This is a genomic window from Atlanticothrix silvestris CENA357 (assembly GCF_016056295.1).
Taxonomy (GTDB): domain Bacteria; phylum Cyanobacteriota; class Cyanobacteriia; order Cyanobacteriales; family Nostocaceae; genus Atlanticothrix; species Atlanticothrix silvestris.
On record NZ_JAECZB010000096.1, the window covers coordinates 1 to 18,346 of the forward strand.

Sequence of the window (18,346 nt, forward strand, 5' to 3'; positions counted from 1 at the left end):
GCCCTTTCCCCCTTACCCCTTCTTTCCCATGCCCCATGCCCAATTTTTTTATGCTGGTTTACTTTCGTCTTTTAATGCTAAACGAGCTAGTCCATAACAAAGTAGGGCATTGACAATTAGGAATAATCTGGCTAAGTTACCATTTCCTAAGCCCCAAACTTCTGGGTCATATACTGCACTTACTGCTAAACATGCTGCAATACCTAGGGTGGAACCAATTGCGAACCATTTCCAACGAGGATGACCTAAAAGTAATGCTACTAAAGCAATAGGAATCAAGACACTGGCAAATAGGGGATTAAAAGCATCAGTTCCCTGCAAAGTGTTGCCTAATTCGGGAATGGAACTACCCAAAACTCGGAAAGGCCACTGGGGAAGATCAAAGATATAAATTCCTTTGAGAAAGAATAACCCAGAACTACCAGCAATTAAGCCACTGGCTAAAGACCAACTCCAAGTGAAGGGGAAGTAAACCCGCAAAAACCAAGCTAGTAAGTAAGAACCCAATACCATTAAAACTTTGGGCAAGAGTGCCACGACACCGCCATCAATCCAAAAGCCGGGGTTAATATAACCGTTATCGCGTAACCAGCGGAAGAAATCTTGGAAGCTGATTTGTCCTGTGATGGCAAGTTTGACGGCTGCTTCAGCATTGAGGTGTCCAGCGCCGTAATAGTTTAAACCATCATCTTGAATAACTCGTGCTGACTGCTTGAGGACTTTTAAAATTTCATCTGGTTCTTTGACACCAGATGCTTTAATCAAAGCTGCCACACCTGCTACATGGGGTGCAGCCATGCTGGTACCCTGGAGTCCCAAAAATGCTGCTTGGCCGTTTTCGTCAATGGTTTCTTGCAGAATCGAACCGGCTTCACTGCCACCAGGGGCAGAGATATCCACACCAGCACCAAAGTTAGAATAGGGTGCTTTTTCTCCGTCTGGGCCGACTGCTGAAACGCCAATAACATAGGGGTAACGAGCAGGATAACTTGCACCATTAGCATTTTCGTTCCCAGCGGCAGCAATTATTGCAACGCCTTTTTTGTGGGCATACTCAATTGCTTGCTTCATCAACTGGCTTTCACCACCACCACCCAAGCTCATATTAATAACATCTGCGCCATTATCAGCAGCAAATTTAATTGCTTCGGCAATATCGGCAACGGTACCACCGCCATAAGAACTAAGTACCTTCAACGGCATGAGATTGGCTTCGTAAGCAATTCCCGCTACGCCATAGTTGTTATTAGTAGATTGGGCAATGGTACCGGCGACATGAGTACCGTGTCCGTTGTCATCGGTGGCTGTTTCACGGTCATTAACGAAATCATAGCCTTTAACAAATTTTGTCTCTTGCAAATCGCGCACTTTGGTAACACCAGTGTCAATGACAGCAACCGTTACGCCACTACCTTTGGTTTGACTCCATGCGCCTTCAACGCCGATTTTGTGGAGGTTCCACTGTTTGCTGTAATATTGGTCATTAGGGCCAATTAATGAGGGAGTTGGGTTATCTCTATTTGGAGATTGCAAAATTGTGCCCAGCCCTACAACTTCACTCTGTTGGGGAATAATCTTGTAGATGTAATTTGGTTCGATTAATTCTGTCGCTTGGGCAAATGGAGATTTTTTCAGTTCTTTGAGTCGCTGGCGATCGCCTTTGATAATATATACATTGTCCAACGCTGAAAATTTATTGTCTAATTGAGGTGTAACGTTGTATTGTTGAGCGATCGCTTGTAAATCCCGCTTCACTAACTCTGTAGGAATATCTTCCCAAAAATCAAGCAGAATTGTCTCAAAATCACCTTTAGCTGCTAGTCCCTGAAAATTCAAGAAGCCAAACACGGCAGCTATTAACCCGATGACAAACAAGCACAATAATATAAGTCTTCTCATATCAATTCATTACCGCTTTTTGCCAGTTTGCTCACTACCATAACTTATCTGTGTCTTTGGTTGATGGATTTTGCACTTTTAGTTACACAAGTTTCATACAGGATTCAGGACTTTTTAAACAATGGAACGTGGTCTTTTGTGGTTGCCCCTGTTAGCAGCGTTTTTCTGGTTGGCTTGGCAAGGCTCGAAAGAGTATCAAAAAGTTGAAGCTTACCGCACTTGGGCAGAACAATTTGAGAGAGCTAAATATGATATTTATGCTGTATTGGGTCAAAAAGATCACAATATCACTTGGGGTAAACCCACACCAAAAGGCCCAATTAAATTAGAAACCTTTTCTTTAATTGATATCCAACAAATCCGACTTTTGATAGATGGCAACCCAGTAGAAACAGAAACGCCTCCAGAAAAAGGTCGGACGATTGAGTTAGAATTTCTTTTTACTGAACCCCCGAACTCAGTACGTGTTCCATTTACAGAAATTCCATTAGCAGCCCAATGGGGTAAGTATTTGCAAAATGCCTTGCTAAACTTACACTCGGAACAAGATTAATAACTGATAGTCAATAATGTTAATGAACTAGATATTTTTTTCACGCAGAGGCGCGGAGAGAAATATTAAGAGTGTTGTCTAAATATATCAGGACTTATGCAAAATAACTCTTAAACTCTTATTACTCGGTGTTCTCTGTCTTGAAAAGTTTGTTACGGAGGGAAACCCTCCTGACAACTTTTCGCTGTGCCTCTGTGGTAGCCTGCGGCAAGCCCTTCGGTCTACGATTTTCTGTTATCTGTGCGTAAGTCCTATACATAAAAACTATTGTAGTAAAAAAAGTTAAGTCTCTTTTTTTAAGAGCATATTTGACTATGAAAAAAATTATTCCTATTTTCGGTATTGCTTTACTACTAAATGCTTGTGTCTCTAGCGTCAACACTGCTTCGCAGGTAAATAATGCTGTCAAGCCTCAAGTAGTCAATTGTCCAAAGGCTACAGTAGTCTCTTTACCTGTTCCCAACCAAAATGAAAGCTTTTATGACAGATTTAATTTCCACATCCTCAATATTGCAGCAGATGCCGATACAGTTAGGTTTCAAACTTTAAAACAGGATTTTGTTTTCTGTCGAAGTAATAATAACTGGACGGTACAATCAGGAAATCTACCCCAGGAGTTACAACCGCCAAATGACTATGCAGAGGTCGCACAAGAATTAGTAAACCCTAAATTCAAAAATATTGATTTACAGGGCAAAAATTATCAATATCGTGTTGTGAGAAAACCACAGTTTTCATTAGGAGAAAATAATAATATTTCCAGACCGAATGAGCCAGAACCAGCTAAGGATCAAATTGTGTTTGAGCTAATTACTCCTAATAGCAAAGAAACACAACAAAAAACATTATACAGTCTCAAAGACTTACAAACAGCAGCAGTAAAAGCTGGGTTTTCTGCAACCGGAAATCAACTAGGTTTTCCTCGCATCACATCTGCTATGGTTTATGGCGATTCTCTTTGGTGGTCAATTGCTTTTGAGCAAGGTGAAGGCAATACTGGCATTGCTACTATTGTCAGATATGACCTCCAAAATAACAAATTTACCCTAATTCAGCCGCCGGAACTGGGGTTTACACAAATTACTGATTTGGCCATAGCTGGAGATGTCAAAAACCCTACTTTTTGGATGGGTACTCAAATTAGTGGAGAAGGCAATCTTTATATTCCAGCCAAGGGATTAGTTGCTTATCGTCCCGATTCCCAAAATCCTAATTCTGGTTCTTTGACTACATACACTGTTCATAATAGTCCGCTGGTGGGGGCAATTCCTGACAAACTCAGGCTAGAAAACGATAAGCTGTGGATTAGTACAGCTAATGGCGTTTGTCAAGTTCAGTGGCAAAAAGCTGACAATCCTGATAGTTGGTCTTGTTGGCGATTCACAGCAATGGCTAAACGACCAGAGAAACTAACGCTTCACAGTGAATTAACTAACAAAACTCCTGCTGTATCTTTGTCTGGTGATAACAATGGGGAAACTGTAGAAGTGTTGTGGTGGAGTCCTATTGACTTCCAGACACGTAAAGGACGCTATGAAGTGAGATATCCTCAAGGCTTCACAGTGAAACTGGATGAAGGTGCAAGTATTTATGAACTTCAGCGTTTTTTACCGCCAGGAAAACCACCTGTAGATTGGCCTGGTTTTGAGTGGCATTGGAATGGAGAACGCTTTGTGCGAGGATTGGATGAAGTGTCTCTTAATTTAGTTGGCGGTGGGCCGCAAGGCATTGGTTCTGGTCAACTTTCTCCTAACATTCCCATCAATTGGAATACTATGCGTGGCGATTTAGAGTTACTCAACCTTTCTCCTAAATCAACCAGCGTTAAATATTACTCTGGTTGGGTTGATGAAGCTCAAATTCAACCTTATCTAACGGTTGTACCACAAGAAAAACCGCAGAACCCACAACCGAATCCTTTGGCAGTACTAGCCAAGCAACTACAATCTCGTTAGTAATCTTTTTATCTATGAACGCTGAAACAATATCCAGGGTGGCTGTTGCTTTAACTATTGCTGGGTCAGATAGTGGCGGTGGTGCAGGGATTCAAGCTGATTTACGCACCTTTGCTTTTCATTGTGTCCACGGTACTAGTGCCATAACCTGTGTTACGGCACAAAACACTCTGGGGGTAACGCGGGTTGATGCTATACCCCCAGAGGCAGTTGTGGCACAAATTCAAGCTGTAGTTGAAGATATCGGTGTACAAGCTGCCAAAACCGGAATGTTGCTCAACCAAGAAATTATCTCTGCTGTTGCTCAACAAGTGAAAGCTTTGCAAATCAGTAATTTAGTGGTTGATCCAGTGATGGTATCACGCACAGGAGCGCAATTAATAGATGATGACGCTGTGAAGACTCTCCGCGATGCCTTAATTCCCCAAGCGACTATCGTCACGCCTAATCGCTATGAAGCACAGATTTTAAGCGGTTTACCAATTAATTCTCTAGATGATATGGGTGCAGCAGCTCAAATTATTTACGAGACTTTAGGGGCAAAAGCTGTTTTAGTTAAGGGTGGGGGAATGCAGGGGAATTTACGTGGTGTTGATATTTGGTTTGATGGAGAAAAACTGGAAGTCTTGACAACAAAGTTAGTAGAGACAAAAAATACCCACGGTACTGGTTGTACACTATCATCTGCGATCGCTGCTAATCTGGCGATGGGAAAAGACTTGTGGCCAGCAGTACAACAGGCAAAGGAATATGTTACAAATGCACTCACCTGTTCAATAAATATTGGCAAAGGTCAAGGGCCTGTGGGGCATTTCTTCCCCTTGTTACATAATTAACAATAAAAAATCTTTGCTCTCTGAGCATTTTTCTATTATTCTTGGGCTAGTTTCCGGGATAACTATCTTTAATAGCATCTCTGAATGATTGCATACCTTAATTTTTGATACCAAGCCACCGATGCGAACAACCACAGGTTCTGTTCACCACAATCCATCAAAAACAAGCTCTCCAACCTACCCTCCCTCTGTACCCATTTCCGTATATCGGGAATTGGCAGCCGAATTGCAAGCAACACAAGCGAGGCTAGATGCACTTACGGGTAAAAATCAACAACTAGTGCAGGAAAATCAACTGCTCCGTGATGAAATCACTAAAGTTGTTCAGTCTTTTTTACACTTACAAAATTTGGTGGATTCCCCTGCAACATTTAGCTATCAGCAAACTCCCCGTTCTTCTCCTAACCATCAAGCAACTGAAACACGTCCACGTCAGCAGGTTTCTCGTTCGCGTCAACCTGTTGTTCCCGTACCCCTACGGGGAAGCAAGCTACGCGTAGCGTCTCCGACAGCAGAAGTAGCGAGCCACAAAAACCGTGCTTCAGATTTTTCTGTACCTGTAGTGGAAATAAATCCTCCAATGTCCGAAACAGTCTATATAGAAGAACAAGAAGTCAGTTATTACCCTCTCAAGCAGACAAAAACTAAAGAATTTAGTGGCTGGTGGTTAGCTATTACTATCTTGTTAATTATGCTTACTGCTTTTGGTGCTGGGTACTTGATTGTGCGTCCTCTATTTCAACACCAGAGTCGTTAGGGAACATTCCCAAGGTTGATTTGGGTTTCCAACTTCTGTGTAAATATCCAAAATTACTTTGTAAATATCGGACTAGATTTACTCAATAATAGAATTTGTCTATGATTTTGAGTCATGAAAACCACATACAAAAACGCTCGTTAGAAAATAACTGTCACACGTTACAACCTCAAGGATTAATCAATTAATCAATCCTTACCACTACTAACTAACGTCAAAACTGCTTATGTAGAGCGCATACAGTTTAAAAAAAGTTGTAATTTTTACATATCTTTTTGAAATAGTGCGAATGGTGAAACTGTCAGACAGCATATCTGGTTAGATAGATAAACGAACCTATTAGAAGTCAGGAGTCGAGAAGATGAAAAAAGTAGAAGCCATTATCCGTCCATTTAAGCTTGACGAAGTAAAAATTGCCTTGGTTAACGCTGGTATTGTCGGCATGACCGTTTCTGAAGTCCGGGGGTTTGGGCGGCAAAAAGGTCAAACTGAACGCTATCGCGGCTCTGAGTACACGGTTGAGTTTCTGCAAAAACTGAAGGTGGAAATTGTTGTAGAGGAAAGCCAGGTTGATATGGTGGTAGATAAAATTATCGCTGCTGCTCGTACAGGGGAAATCGGCGACGGTAAAATTTTCATCTCACCTGTTGAGCAAGTTGTGCGGATTCGCACAGGAGAAAAGAACACAGAGGCAGTTTAAGTACTAAGTACTATTAACGTAGCCCTTGCTCAGTGATGAGTTTGGCGTTGCTGAATAGGAGGATAAAGTATACCGAACATGCTAACGCTCAGGTAATTTTTCATCTTTGAAATCAGTAACGCCTTCCATTGAGTTACGAACTCAAAATAATATGCCAGTTGCGTAAGTCATGATTTGTATATTATTAACAACAACATACAGCAAACAACTGGGTGATTAGAGTTTTTCTTATCAAATACATCTATTGTTCTTTTGTATCTTTTCATATTATTAATGAATATAAAATAAGGTTTCTAGTTTGGATGTTCTACGTAAGAGCATGTTATATGTACCTTACAGGTTTTGAGAGCATTACATACTATGAAACCTAAAAAGAACCCTACTCCTGGTGTGGTGAGGGTATTGTATGTCTTTAAAACTAAGATTGTCCTATTAATCTGCGTTTTTATCATCAGCATTTTTGGAATCTTGTTATCAAATTGGTTGATGACAAGTCAGATGGCTTTTGCGAGGGTTAATTTTTTGCAACCTGCTCCTAGTCAACCACTAGGATATTACGACTATTTTGGCAAACTACTTAACCCTCAAGAAGCAGCAGCATTAGTTGAACAACGAGGATTTGACTCGAATGACCCTATTTCTTATCAAAGAATAGGAGCAGTTAAAATCACTCAAGAATTAATTACCAAAGGTCAAGATATATTTTTCAACCGCAAAATTGGCGACACATTTGGACTGCAAGGAGTATTTGGTTTTGGAATTGGTATTGCTACGATTTTACCAGAATTAAAAACAGCAATAGGTAAGTTGCAAGGTCAACCGACGACGAACTTACAAATTATTCTCGAAAAAGATATCACTTTAGGTAGTCGAACTTTTCCTCAAGGAACTGTCATCAATACAGGTTTAAAAATGGAAAAGGGAGGGACTTTTCCTATTGGATTGGGAGTCACGCCTAATCTTGACATTAGCTGTGCTGCTTGCCATGTATCTCTTTCAAAGCAAGGTGAACGTCTTGTGGGAGTACCAAATGGTGAAATTGCTACGCCCTTGTTAGTGGCTTTGGCACCCAATTCAGCTGCGGGATTTTCGCGGTTAAAGTTTAACCCCCTCAATCCAGAATACCGAGGTAAAGGCAAAATTATTCTGGACAGTAAAGGTAATAAAGTAGAATTACCTGATCCTGAAAAGTTTGAAAAGGCCTTCGATGATGCAGTATTAGATGTACCTTTTGGCAATTTTGAAAGTTCTTCAGATAGCATCAACAATACTACCCAAATTCCCAGCATCTTCACATTTAAAAATCATCCTTATTTCTTTGATGGACAATTTTCTGTAGGGCCGTTTGCGGGATTAAGCGCTAATAACAACGGCGTTCATTCTTCGGAAATTAATTTATTAGCAGCTGCTCAACTCAGTGCAGAAACGCTGAAGATTGACCCAGAAGTTTATATTGGTACGTTTTTGCAAAATGCAGCCAATCTACAGCTACGTTTACCTGAAGGAGTTATAGTCAAACCCTCAGAATGGTTGCGTCAAATTTTACCTAACCCTGTGACAGCAGAATTAGAAGATCAAGTTGCGGCTCCTGGTACGGGAACTTATCCTAATTTGCGGCCTAACTTGTTTACCTATAACGGTTTGATTTTCAGTCCCAATAGTGAAAACCCGAACGATATTGCTAGCGGCTCTTTTTTGTTTGCTAACAATGCCATGTCTGCTTTCCAAAATAGCTTAGTACCACCTGCTAACAAAACTTCGGAAAACTGGCAAGCATTAAGCAAAAATTCAGTTAAACGTGGGGCAAAAGTGTTTGAAAAAGCCAATTGTGCAACTTGTCATATTCCACCTTTCTTTACTGACAATCAAATTCATCCAATTGATGAAATTCAAACTAACCCAGCTCGTGCTGAGTCACGCCTAGCAATCAATAACTTGTTAGTGCCACCGAAGTTGTACACTTTTAATACTCCAGTTCCCATACCTGCAAATGCTGAAGTGCTAGATATACCAACGCGTGGTGTATCCGATAATTCCACAACCCTACCTAAAGGTATATTGCCAAAAGGAGGTTACAAAACTACTTCGTTACGTGGTCTTTATTTAAGCGCACCATATTTGCATGATGGTGGAGTAGCAGTCCGCGCTGGCAGTTTAAAAGTTAATTCCAATGGTAGTTTTGAGGTTATTGACAAAAGCGGTTTAGGGCTCACTGGTACTCTTAGCCAAAGTATACCTGCGGACGCTGCCAGCAGTTTACGTGCTTTAGTTGATCGTGAACTTCGTGCCTTAGTTGTCAAAGCCAACAAAGCAAATCCTAGTTTAGTGCGTAGTAACCTTGACGGCACAGGTCATCACTTTTATGTAGATAGACAAGCTGGGTTTAATTTCAATCAGCAGACAGACCTGATTAATTTCTTACTAGCACTCGATGATGATCCTAGTAGTTTCTAACTAAAGCTACCTTTATATGGCTTCTTCTGGGATACTATTGCTTGCTTTTGTTTTGTCCACCAACCAAAACCAAAAGCAAGCAATAAGCCACCTATCGTATAGGGTTCGGGAACAGAACGCGGAGTGACACTAAAGTTGCCGAAATCTACATCACTGGAAAACTCGGAATAACCTTCATTAAAACTACTGTAAAATACGTTAACGTTGCCCATTCCGTCTTCCCCATTTCCAGAAACCAGATAAGAAAAACCGTTTTTGGTTAATAGCGGTGGGTTTGCATTCAACAAATTATCATTAATACCGTATTCACCCGGTGAAAGTAGCCCGATGATTTTCTCTGTAATTCCTTGGGCTGTTCTTGTTCCATTGATATCAGTAATAGTGTAGTTATTATTGATAGGATCTAAATCAGTGGTGGTGAAAATACCGCTAGCTGAAATCGCTGTACCATTTTCTTCATAACTGGGAAAAGAGTACTGAAAATCAAATAACTGTATAGCTTGTGCCGTGGAAGATGCACCGACTATAGTTAAGCATACAACAGTACTAACAGTAGTAAAACCAAGCTTGTTAGCTAATTTCATTAGATAATTCTCCAAAAAAAGTTAATAAATTCTAGTATTATAATTATCTTTCAAACAAGCGATCGCTCATGAGTCTATTATGCATTATTAGGCAAAATATTTAATAAAACTTATAGTATTAATACTAAAAACTTAAGGTTTAAAAAAGTGCAATTATTTAAAGTAAATTGCTATGAGGATTAAATAGAATATTATTTATGGTAACTTCTCAAATAAGCGCTGGTAAAGCACCTAAAGGTGTGAAAAAAAGTTATCTGAAGGATCTATGACTCAAGCTTTGCCTAAACTAGTAACCTTTGAAGAATTTGCAAGTTGGAAACCAAATAATGGACGTTATGAATTACACAACGGGTTAATTGTTGAGATGTCACAACCATTAGGCGACCATGAAGAGATTGTTGGTTTTCTGGTTGAGAAATTAGTTACAGAATATACCCGTTTGAACTTGCCTTATCGAATACCCAAAACAGCTTTAGTCAAACCACCTGAAAGTGAAACAGGTTACTCACCAGATGTGTTACTGCTAAACCGTCCTAATTTAGCAAGAGAATCGAGATGGAAAAATCAATCAACAGTTAGTAATGGTGAATCAATTCCATTAGTTGTAGAAGTTGTCAGTACCAACTGGCGTGACGATTATCTTTATAAAGCTGGCGATTATGAAAAAATTGGTATTCTTGAATATTGGATTATCGATTATCTTGGCTTACGTGGAAGACGGTTTATTGGTAGCCCAAAACAACCAACTATTTCGATTTATCAACTAGTGGAAAGCGAATACCAAGTTAGCCTATTTATTTAGGAATGGAGAACGCATTGTGTCACCAACATTTCCGCAATTGAATTTAACTGCACAAGAAATTTTTGACGCTGGCTTACAAAGTTAGTTTTTCTCACTATTTAAAAGAAACGCATTACTCATTACTCAGCAACGTTTTTAGTTGAGGAATTAAAGCGTTTAAAGCCTGACCCCGATGACTAATTGACCCTTTCAACTCCCGCGCCATTTCCGCAAAGGTCAATTGCTTTTCTGGAACATAAAAAATTGGATCATAGCCGAAACCACCATCACCACGGGGTGCATGAAGAATTTCACCGCGACAAATACCTTCAGATTGTAAGATGATCGCACCATCAGGACGAGCGATCGCAACTGCACAGACAAATTGTGCCTGGCGATTGACTTCGTTACCTAATTCCTTCAGTAACCTAGCAATACGTTCTGAGTCATTGTTACCGTAGCGTGCAGAATATACTCCGGGTACACCATTTAAAGCAGCTACTTCTAAACCAGAATCATCGGCAATTGCCCATTGTCCTGTTGCTTGAGCAACTTGAGAGGCTTTGAGACAAGCATTAGCAGCAAAGGTGTCGCCTGTTTCTTCAACTTCTAATTCTTGAGGTTTGAGGGTCAATTCCCAATCGGAATTTGCTAGATAAGCCTGCATTTCCCGCAACTTACCTGGATTGCTTGTAGCTACTACGAGTAGTTTTGTCATGTGTCAGTTGTTAGTTGTCAGTTGTTAGTGGTTAGTTGTTAGTTGTCAGTTGTTAGTTGTCAGTTGTTAGTGGTTAGTTGTGAGCTATTTCTTAGGGGTTTCCCTCATAAGTAACTGGCATTAGCGCAGCGTAAAGCCTGCGGCATGGCAACTCTACGAGACGCTACGCCTAGCTTGCTTAAGCGCAGGGGTACGCTTAGAGCAAGGAACGAACGTTGCCACTAACCACTGACCACTGACCACTAACCACTGACCACTGACCACTGACCACTAACCACTAACCACTAACCACTGACCACTGACCACTGACCACTAACCACTGACTAATTCTACTCTGCCCAGTGTTTTGCCCAAGCAAGAGTTTTATGCACTTGCTCAATTGTGGGGGCTTCGCAGTATAGGCGTAAGACTGGTTCAGTTCCACTAAAGCGGATCATTAACCAGCTTTGATCGGCTAGACGGAATTTGTAACCATCAATTGTTTGACAATCAATTACTGCTAATCCGGCAATTTCTTTTAGTGGTTGAGTTTGCAGTTGTTGCAAAAGACGTGATCGCACTTCCATACTTGCTAAGGGCAAATCAATGCGATCGTATGCTGATGTAAAATTTGTTTTTTCTTGCAACTGGCGATAATAATCACCTAAATCTAGCCCCGAATCGACGATCGCTTCTAGCACGTACAATGCTGACAACAAAGCATCGCGTTCTGGAATATGGCTACCATAGCCGATTCCTCCTGACTCTTCGCCACCTAATAATACTTTTGCGGCTAACATTCTGTCAGCGATGTATTTATAACCAACTGGTGTTTCAAAAACTGATAGATTATGTAATGCTGCTACACGAGGCATTAAGTCAGAACCACTGACAGTTTTAACTATTTCACCGCTAAAGCCACGTCTTAAGGTCAAGTGGTCAATTAATATCGGGATTAATACTTGAGAACTTAAGAAATTGCCTTCGCCGTCAACTGCGGCAATGCGATCGCAGTCGCCATCAAACACCAACCCCACTGCTAAACCTAATTGATCTGCCTTGCGGTGAGTTTTGATGACTTCAAATAGACGCGATAGGTACTTAGGTAAAGGTTCAGGCGCGCCACCACCAAATAAAGGATCGCGATTGCTGTTGATTTCATTGACGCGATCGCCTAATAATTTCTCTAATCCACCAGCCGCCGCGCCATGCATTACATCAGCAAATACTGTCAGTTTGCCAGAGGCGATCGCTGAGCGAATTTTGGCAATATCAACTTTTTTTTCTAATGCTTCTGTATAACTAGGCCAGGGATTAAAGTTCTCTACCTTGCCAGGAGTGTTTGCTGGTGGTACTCCGTCTAGCAACAGCGTTTCGATCTCTTTTGTTACTTCTGGCGATACCGAGCCACCAAAATATCCCTTGACTTTTAATCCTAAATATGTTCCTGGATTATGACTAGCCGTAATTACTAGTGCCCCTAAAGCATTTAGTTGTTTGGCTGCCCAGCTAAAAGCGGGAGTGGGGGCATAAGTTTCACTAAGTAAAACATCAAATCCGACGGCGGTGACATTATCCGCGACAGCACGGGCAAAATCTTCTGCCATAAATCGGCGATCATAGCCAACAACAATTGTCCGGCTACCCACCGCGGAAAAATATGTATTATATAATACTTGTGCAGCGGCTGGCGCTACTAAGGCTAGGCGTTCAAAGGTGAACTCATCACCAATAACACCGCGCCAACCATCTGTACCAAATTTAATAGAGTTAGCTACAACTGGCATCGAGGTATCCTAACTGTCTACCAGAGGATTTTAGCATTCATGTATGGTGCAAGGTAAAAAAAGAATATGCTAAAAGTGTGTACAGCAATTACTAGGTTGTTTTTAGACTAAGGTTAATTAATTTATTAGTATAGGTGCGTAGATGCACGGTTACTGAACGCTAAATATTGCTTTGATAGCTTTTTTGGTAGTAAGCGATCGCTTATTCGGGAATATTACACTGATATTTTCAGTATAATTAAGCAATTAAACCGCAGTCTGCTTACTGTAGCTAGATTACGTATACCAAGGGTAAGTTTTAAGATGTCCAACAATCCAAGTGGTATTTCACAATCCAACACAGGTCAAATGGCTGGTGGAATGCAAGCAGCGATCGGTAATAATAATCAGCAGCTTATGCAAGCTCAGACTATACCTGCACAAAAAGCACTCACCCAAGAAGACGTACTCAGACTGCTAGGTGAAATTCAACAACTTCTTCAAAGGTCTACTTTACCTGAAGAGATTAAACAAAAAGCTAGTACTCGCTTGGAAGCCGCAGTTGACGAAGTTCAGCAGAAAGAGCCTGATAAAAAATTGGCCGCAGGGAATCTGAAACGGATGGCGGAAACCTTAGAAGATGCGAGTAAAACTCTTAGTGCTGGTAAAGGACTTGTAGAAAAAGTTCAACCTATTTTAGGTCAACTATTGGGTTGGTTAAATGTTGCAAAATCCTTCTTTGGACTTTAGCAGAGTGAAACTGTGAGCCAATTGCCATCACCTGACTCTAATAATTCATACAATTCGCCATCCAGCTCTGAGTCTAATATCCAGCAAAATGCCGAAGACTCAGCAATAAAAGGTGGAATGCAGGCTGCTATTGGTAATGATAACAATCAAAATCAAACAAATAGTAGTTCAACTGGTAATGTTGTCAATGTTAACGTTGGCTTTCATCCTCATACCCAAGCACCAAATACATCACCTCAAGAATTGCCTAATCTGCCTGTAGAAGTTGCACAAACTATTAGAAATAACAACGATATAAATAATAGAGGTGGCATATTTCCACCATTGCGAATGTCTCGCAGAGCTTTTATTCCTACAGTTTTAGGTACATCTTTAGTTACTGCATCTGGCGGTTGGTTGGCTGGTCAAAATCACCCACGTATCACTTGGAAAATGGTTAGTGTTTTGGGTGACAATACCAAAAACCTAATTCTTTATAAAGCTCCCCAAATGATCTGCGATCGCATTGCCCAAATGACAGATGGTTACTTTACTATTGAGCTAGATAGAACTGGGAACACAGAAGAAATATTGAAAAAGGTTAGCGATGGCAATATAGAGTGTGGCTACAGTGGAGTCTACTATAATAGTGAAAAATACAGAGTTCTCTTTTTTGGTTGTGCCATACCTTTTGGTCTAAATCCTCAAGAACAAAATGCTTGGCTTTATTACAAAAAAGATCCTAAGAATCAGTGGACATTCATGCAGGAAATCTATTCAAAATTAGACTTGAATGTGATTCCCTTTCCCGCAGGTGCAACAGGCGCACAAATGGGAGGTTGGTTTAATAAAGAAATTAAATCAATAGCGGACTTTGATGGTATAACCATGCGTATTCCTGGATTGGGAGCAGAGGTATTACAAAAATTCGGTGTCGTATCTGATAAACAGTTAGGCTTTCCAATTCCCATTGATCAAATTGCAGATAAAGTCAGAGACAGCACCCTGAATGCTGCTGAGTGGATTGGGCCTTATGATGATTTTCAATTGGGATTACATAATGTATTGCCATACTATTACTACCCTGGTTGGTGGGAACCCGGTACAACTTATGATGTACAGGTAAATACTGGTGTTTGGAAAAGTTTACCGGAAAAATATCAAGAAATATTTAAGGCTGTTTGTTTAGAAACTCACATTAAAATATTAGCTGAATACGATCAAAAAAACAGTGAAAAGCTGCAACAACTTATTGAATCGAGAAGTATTAAACTAAGACCTTTTAATGATGAAATTTTGCAGGAAGCTAAAAAACAAACAGATATTTTATTGAAATTATATGCAGATAAAAATAAATTATTTGGGGAAGTGTATACTGAATGGTCAAAGTTTAAATTTATGATTAAACAATGGTCGAAACTAAATAATATTTAATTTATTAATTCAGTCTTTAGGTCGATGATTGCAGGTATACACCGTGATTTATTTAGACAGCGATCGCGTTAAATTAGAAAATATAGATAGTTGATAAATCATCTGCGATTGTTAACCTTGAAATGTTAACTTAAAAGCAAAGTTATTTGCCCTAGTTTGAGGAAAATTCTATGACTACAACCCTCACAGAGGCTAATTCCATTGAGTCACTGTTAGGTAAAGAGACAGAATCCCTGCTTACCTATAAAGCCAAAATTTCTCAAGATTTACTACATTTACCAGGCCCAGATTTTGTAGATCGAGTTTGGTTGAATAGCGATCGCAATCCTCAAGTATTACGTAATCTCCAGCAACTTTATGCTACTGGACGTTTAGCGTATACTGGGTATCTCTCGATTTTACCAGTAGACCAAGGCATCGAACATTCAGCAGGTGCATCTTTTGCACCTAATCCGATTTACTTTGATCCAGAAAATATTATCAGATTGGCAATAGCAGCAGGATGCAATGCTGTAGCTACGACATTGGGGGTATTAGGCAGCGTTTCACGTAAATATGCTCATAAAATTCCCTTTATTGCCAAAATAAACCATAACGAACTACTGACTTTCCCCAATCAATATGACCAAGTATTGTTTGCTGATGTCGAGCAAGCTTGGAATTTGGGTGCAGCAGCGGTAGGTGCAACAATATATTTTGGCTCAGAGAATTCGACTCGGCAAATTCAAGAAATCAGCCACGCTTTTAAACGCGCCCATGAACTGGGGATGGTAACTATTCTCTGGTGTTATCTGCGTAATAACGCTTTTAAACAAGATAAAGACTACCATGTTGCCGCTGACCTGACTGGACAAGCAAATCATTTGGGTGTGACAATTGAAGCCGATATCATCAAACAAAAGTTACCTGAATGCAATAATGGTTACGGTGCAGTAGCCAAAGCCACTGGTAAGAGTTACGGTAAAACCGACGAGCGAGTTTATACAGAATTAACAACCGACCATCCAATTGATTTGACTCGTTACCAAGTGCTGAATTGCTACTGTGGACGTGCAGGACTTATTAATTCTGGTGGGGCGACTGGTAAAAATGATTTTGCTGAAGCAGTTCGCACAGCAGTAATTAACAAACGGGCTGGTGGTACAGGATTAATTTCTGGACGCAAGACTTTCCAGCGTCCGTTTGAGGAAGGAGTGAAACTGTTTCACGCAATTCAGGATGTTTACTTATCGCCAGACGTAACCATAGCTTAACCTCGAAAAAACAGTCGGGGCATCGACTGTTAGGTTAGGTGAAAAACATTCGCAATTCGCAATTAAAGACGAAAAATCACTTAATTGTTTAATTGTTAATTAACGGGTTTCAAGCCCCCACTGATTGTAACTGCGAATTGCGAATTGGTAATTGCGAATTGGTTGGGTGGGGGCTTTGACTCCAAGGTTAGGCAATTAATCAATTAACAATCCACAATTCTCATTTTCAATTGCGAATTGCGAATTGCGAATTGCGAATTGTTTGGTCAAAGAACTTCTTCTGCTAAGAGTTGACCTTGAATTCGTTCGTATTCATCCTCAAGCAACCATTCTTGCGCTGCTTGATAATTTGAGTGAGCAACCACAAGCTTGTAATCAGAAGCAGGGTTAAAAATACGACAAGTACCATCTTGATCGCCAACTAGCATTAGGATTTTAGGTGGAAAAAGGACTGGATCGATCCAAAGCTCCAGGAATTTCCAAGTCTTAGTTTGTTCGGCGAGGACTGGTTCATGGGATAACATGATACTTACCTGTGACTTTTACAATTTTAATTTCACCGTAGTAAAGAGGTGTTTGGCTTGCGTCTACTCTAATTATGTAACCGATTGCTTCTGGAAAGTAGAGTCCGTATCGTTCGTAATCATCCTCTTCATCGTCTATTCCGGTTCGCTCTCCGTTTGCGATGATCGCTTGCGTTACTCGTTCCAAGGTTTCACGATCATTAAACACATGTGCCCTACCTTCTTTTTGTAGTAATCTTTGGACTTGAGGAGTATTAGGTAAATGGCGATTAATTAGGCCAAGTCGAGGATCTGGAATAATTTCTCGGTCAATTCCGCTCATGAATTAGGAACTCGCACACTGTATCGAAGTCGCTATTTTAAGCGATTGTGCTTATTAGCAGTAAGCAATTAAGTCGTGTAGCGAATTGGGCAATTGCATCCCCTCAACAAATTTATGGCTGGTTGATTTAGGACTTACAGCAGGGCAGTTCAATCTTCAACGCTGACAGATTGTGCATCAACTCTTAAATTAGGCGCAACCAAAGTAAACACCGTAATTTCAGGACGGGCAAAAAAGCGCAGATGCAATCCGGTCATACCTAAACCTCGATTGGTGTATAAGAGCATCTGTTTTACCCGATAACGCCCTAAATAGTACTCTTTAGCCCAAGGCGGTAGAACCGGCGGCTTGAGAAAAGGTAAACGCACCTGTCCGCCGTGGGAATGCCCTGATAGTTGCAAGTCAAACCGCCCTATAGCAGCGCTAGTATTAGCAAAATCTGGTTCGTGGGCTAATAAAATTGCCGCACCTTCATTGGGTAATTGCTGCATGACTAAATCCAAACGGTCTTTACCCATGCCAACATCATCTACCCCAGCGATATGCAACGTCCCATTACCTCGCTGTAATGTATAAACACCATTACCAAGGTGCAAGATACCGCTTTGTTCTAGTACCTGTATGATTTTGCTGGTGTTGTTTTCGTGGTCATGATTGCCCAATACTGCTACAGTTTGATCTTTTGGTCTAAGTTGCTCTAAAGGTAGTTCAAGAGTAGAGATGAATTGCGGTAAATGACGAGTAACTAAATCACCTGTAATCGCGACTAGGTCTGGTTTTTGTTGATTAACCAACCGAACAATACGCTTTAAACGTCGCGGAGTCATCCACCTATCTCGATGAATATCGCTGATTTGCACAATGCGATAACCATTAAATTCTGATGAAAGGTGGGGTAGGGTCAGTTGTAAAGAATTAATCTCGATCCAATTCGGTTCAATTAACTTGGCGTATAGTAAAGTACAGCATCCTAGTACAACGCACCATATTAAACATCGCCAAGCTAAGCCACTGGCTTGTTTGAGCCACTTACGAATTTTCAAGGCACAATCTCCTTCGATGTGACTGCCAGATTTTCCGTTATGCTATTTCTTTAAATTTG

Annotated in this window: 16 protein-coding genes and 1 pseudogene; 10 read left to right on the top strand and 7 right to left on the bottom strand. The window is 40.6% G+C overall.

Features of this window, described 5'->3' with window-relative positions; all coding sequences use genetic code 11:
* Positions 1–48: 48 nt before the first annotated feature.
* Positions 49–1,899, bottom strand: a complete 1,851-nt coding sequence (locus tag I8751_RS24640; protein ID WP_214441723.1) for a S8 family peptidase — start codon at positions 1,897–1,899, stop codon at positions 49–51.
* Between the two features lie 121 nt (positions 1,900–2,020).
* On the opposite strand from I8751_RS24640, the gene I8751_RS24645 reads away from it, so the two are divergent.
* From I8751_RS24645 to I8751_RS24670, 6 genes are all read left to right on the top strand, one after another.
* Positions 2,021–2,452 carry a hypothetical protein gene (locus I8751_RS24645; protein ID WP_214441724.1) on the top strand — a complete coding sequence of 144 codons (432 nt, stop codon included), beginning with the start codon at positions 2,021–2,023 and terminating at the stop codon, positions 2,450–2,452.
* Between the two features lie 314 nt (positions 2,453–2,766).
* The gene (locus I8751_RS24650) at positions 2,767–4,407 is read left to right on the top strand and encodes a hypothetical protein (protein WP_214441725.1); all 1,641 of its coding nucleotides are present in this window, start codon (positions 2,767–2,769) and stop codon (positions 4,405–4,407) included.
* Between the two features lie 14 nt (positions 4,408–4,421).
* A complete protein-coding gene (gene thiD, locus I8751_RS24655) occupies positions 4,422–5,243 on the top strand; it encodes a bifunctional hydroxymethylpyrimidine kinase/phosphomethylpyrimidine kinase (RefSeq protein ID WP_214441726.1) in 822 nt (273 codons plus the stop codon).
* A 121-nt stretch (positions 5,244–5,364) separates the two neighbouring features.
* The gene (locus tag I8751_RS24660; protein WP_214441727.1) at positions 5,365–6,000 is read left to right on the top strand and encodes a hypothetical protein; all 636 of its coding nucleotides are present in this window, start codon (positions 5,365–5,367) and stop codon (positions 5,998–6,000) included.
* Between the two features lie 361 nt (positions 6,001–6,361).
* Positions 6,362–6,700, top strand: a complete 339-nt coding sequence (locus tag I8751_RS24665; RefSeq protein ID WP_214441728.1) for a P-II family nitrogen regulator — start codon at positions 6,362–6,364, stop codon at positions 6,698–6,700.
* Positions 6,701–7,060: 360 nt separating this feature from the next.
* A complete protein-coding gene (locus tag I8751_RS24670; RefSeq protein WP_214441729.1) occupies positions 7,061–9,154 on the top strand; it encodes a di-heme oxidoredictase family protein in 2,094 nt (697 codons plus the stop codon).
* Here the strand turns inward: I8751_RS24670 and I8751_RS24675 are convergent.
* A complete protein-coding gene (locus I8751_RS24675; protein ID WP_214441730.1) occupies positions 9,151–9,738 on the bottom strand; it encodes a PEP-CTERM sorting domain-containing protein in 588 nt (195 codons plus the stop codon). The two genes, I8751_RS24670 and I8751_RS24675, sit on opposite strands and share 4 nt — an antisense overlap.
* A 265-nt stretch (positions 9,739–10,003) precedes the next feature.
* On the opposite strand from I8751_RS24675, the pseudogene I8751_RS24680 reads away from it, so the two are divergent.
* Positions 10,004–10,625: pseudogene (locus I8751_RS24680) on the top strand (Uma2 family endonuclease).
* Between the two features lie 27 nt (positions 10,626–10,652).
* Here I8751_RS24680 and rdgB read toward each other — a convergent pair.
* On the bottom strand, positions 10,653–11,237 hold the full coding sequence (gene rdgB / locus I8751_RS24685) for an RdgB/HAM1 family non-canonical purine NTP pyrophosphatase (RefSeq protein WP_214441731.1): 585 nt from the start codon (positions 11,235–11,237) through the stop codon (positions 10,653–10,655).
* Positions 11,238–11,566: 329 nt separating this feature from the next.
* Positions 11,567–13,003: a phosphoglucomutase/phosphomannomutase family protein gene (locus tag I8751_RS24690; protein ID WP_214441732.1), complete on the bottom strand. Its 1,437-nt coding sequence runs from the start codon at positions 13,001–13,003 to the stop codon at positions 11,567–11,569.
* Between the two features lie 303 nt (positions 13,004–13,306).
* Here I8751_RS24690 and I8751_RS24695 point away from each other — a divergent pair, with 303 nt between their 5' ends.
* From I8751_RS24695 to I8751_RS24705, 3 genes are all read left to right on the top strand, one after another.
* The gene (locus I8751_RS24695) at positions 13,307–13,732 is read left to right on the top strand and encodes a hypothetical protein (RefSeq protein WP_214441733.1); all 426 of its coding nucleotides are present in this window, start codon (positions 13,307–13,309) and stop codon (positions 13,730–13,732) included.
* 12 nt (positions 13,733–13,744) lie between these two features.
* The gene (locus tag I8751_RS24700; protein WP_214441734.1) at positions 13,745–15,145 is read left to right on the top strand and encodes a TRAP transporter substrate-binding protein; all 1,401 of its coding nucleotides are present in this window, start codon (positions 13,745–13,747) and stop codon (positions 15,143–15,145) included.
* Positions 15,146–15,315: 170 nt separating this feature from the next.
* The gene (locus I8751_RS24705; protein WP_214441735.1) at positions 15,316–16,398 is read left to right on the top strand and encodes a class I fructose-bisphosphate aldolase; all 1,083 of its coding nucleotides are present in this window, start codon (positions 15,316–15,318) and stop codon (positions 16,396–16,398) included.
* A gap of 266 nt (positions 16,399–16,664) precedes the next feature.
* Here the strand turns inward: I8751_RS24705 and I8751_RS24710 are convergent, their stop codons facing one another.
* The 3 genes from I8751_RS24710 to I8751_RS24720 all read right to left on the bottom strand — a co-directional run bounded on the left by I8751_RS24710 (position 16,665) and on the right by I8751_RS24720 (position 18,287).
* A complete protein-coding gene (locus I8751_RS24710) occupies positions 16,665–16,922 on the bottom strand; it encodes a hypothetical protein (RefSeq protein ID WP_214441736.1) in 258 nt (85 codons plus the stop codon).
* Positions 16,909–17,244 carry a DUF6972 family protein gene (locus I8751_RS24715; RefSeq protein ID WP_214441737.1) on the bottom strand — a complete coding sequence of 112 codons (336 nt, stop codon included), beginning with the start codon at positions 17,242–17,244 and terminating at the stop codon, positions 16,909–16,911. The genes I8751_RS24710 and I8751_RS24715 overlap by 14 nt, the downstream gene beginning before the upstream one ends.
* A gap of 149 nt (positions 17,245–17,393) precedes the next feature.
* Positions 17,394–18,287, bottom strand: a complete 894-nt coding sequence (locus I8751_RS24720) for a metallophosphoesterase (RefSeq protein ID WP_214441738.1) — start codon at positions 18,285–18,287, stop codon at positions 17,394–17,396.
* Between the last annotated feature and the right edge of the window lie 59 nt (positions 18,288–18,346).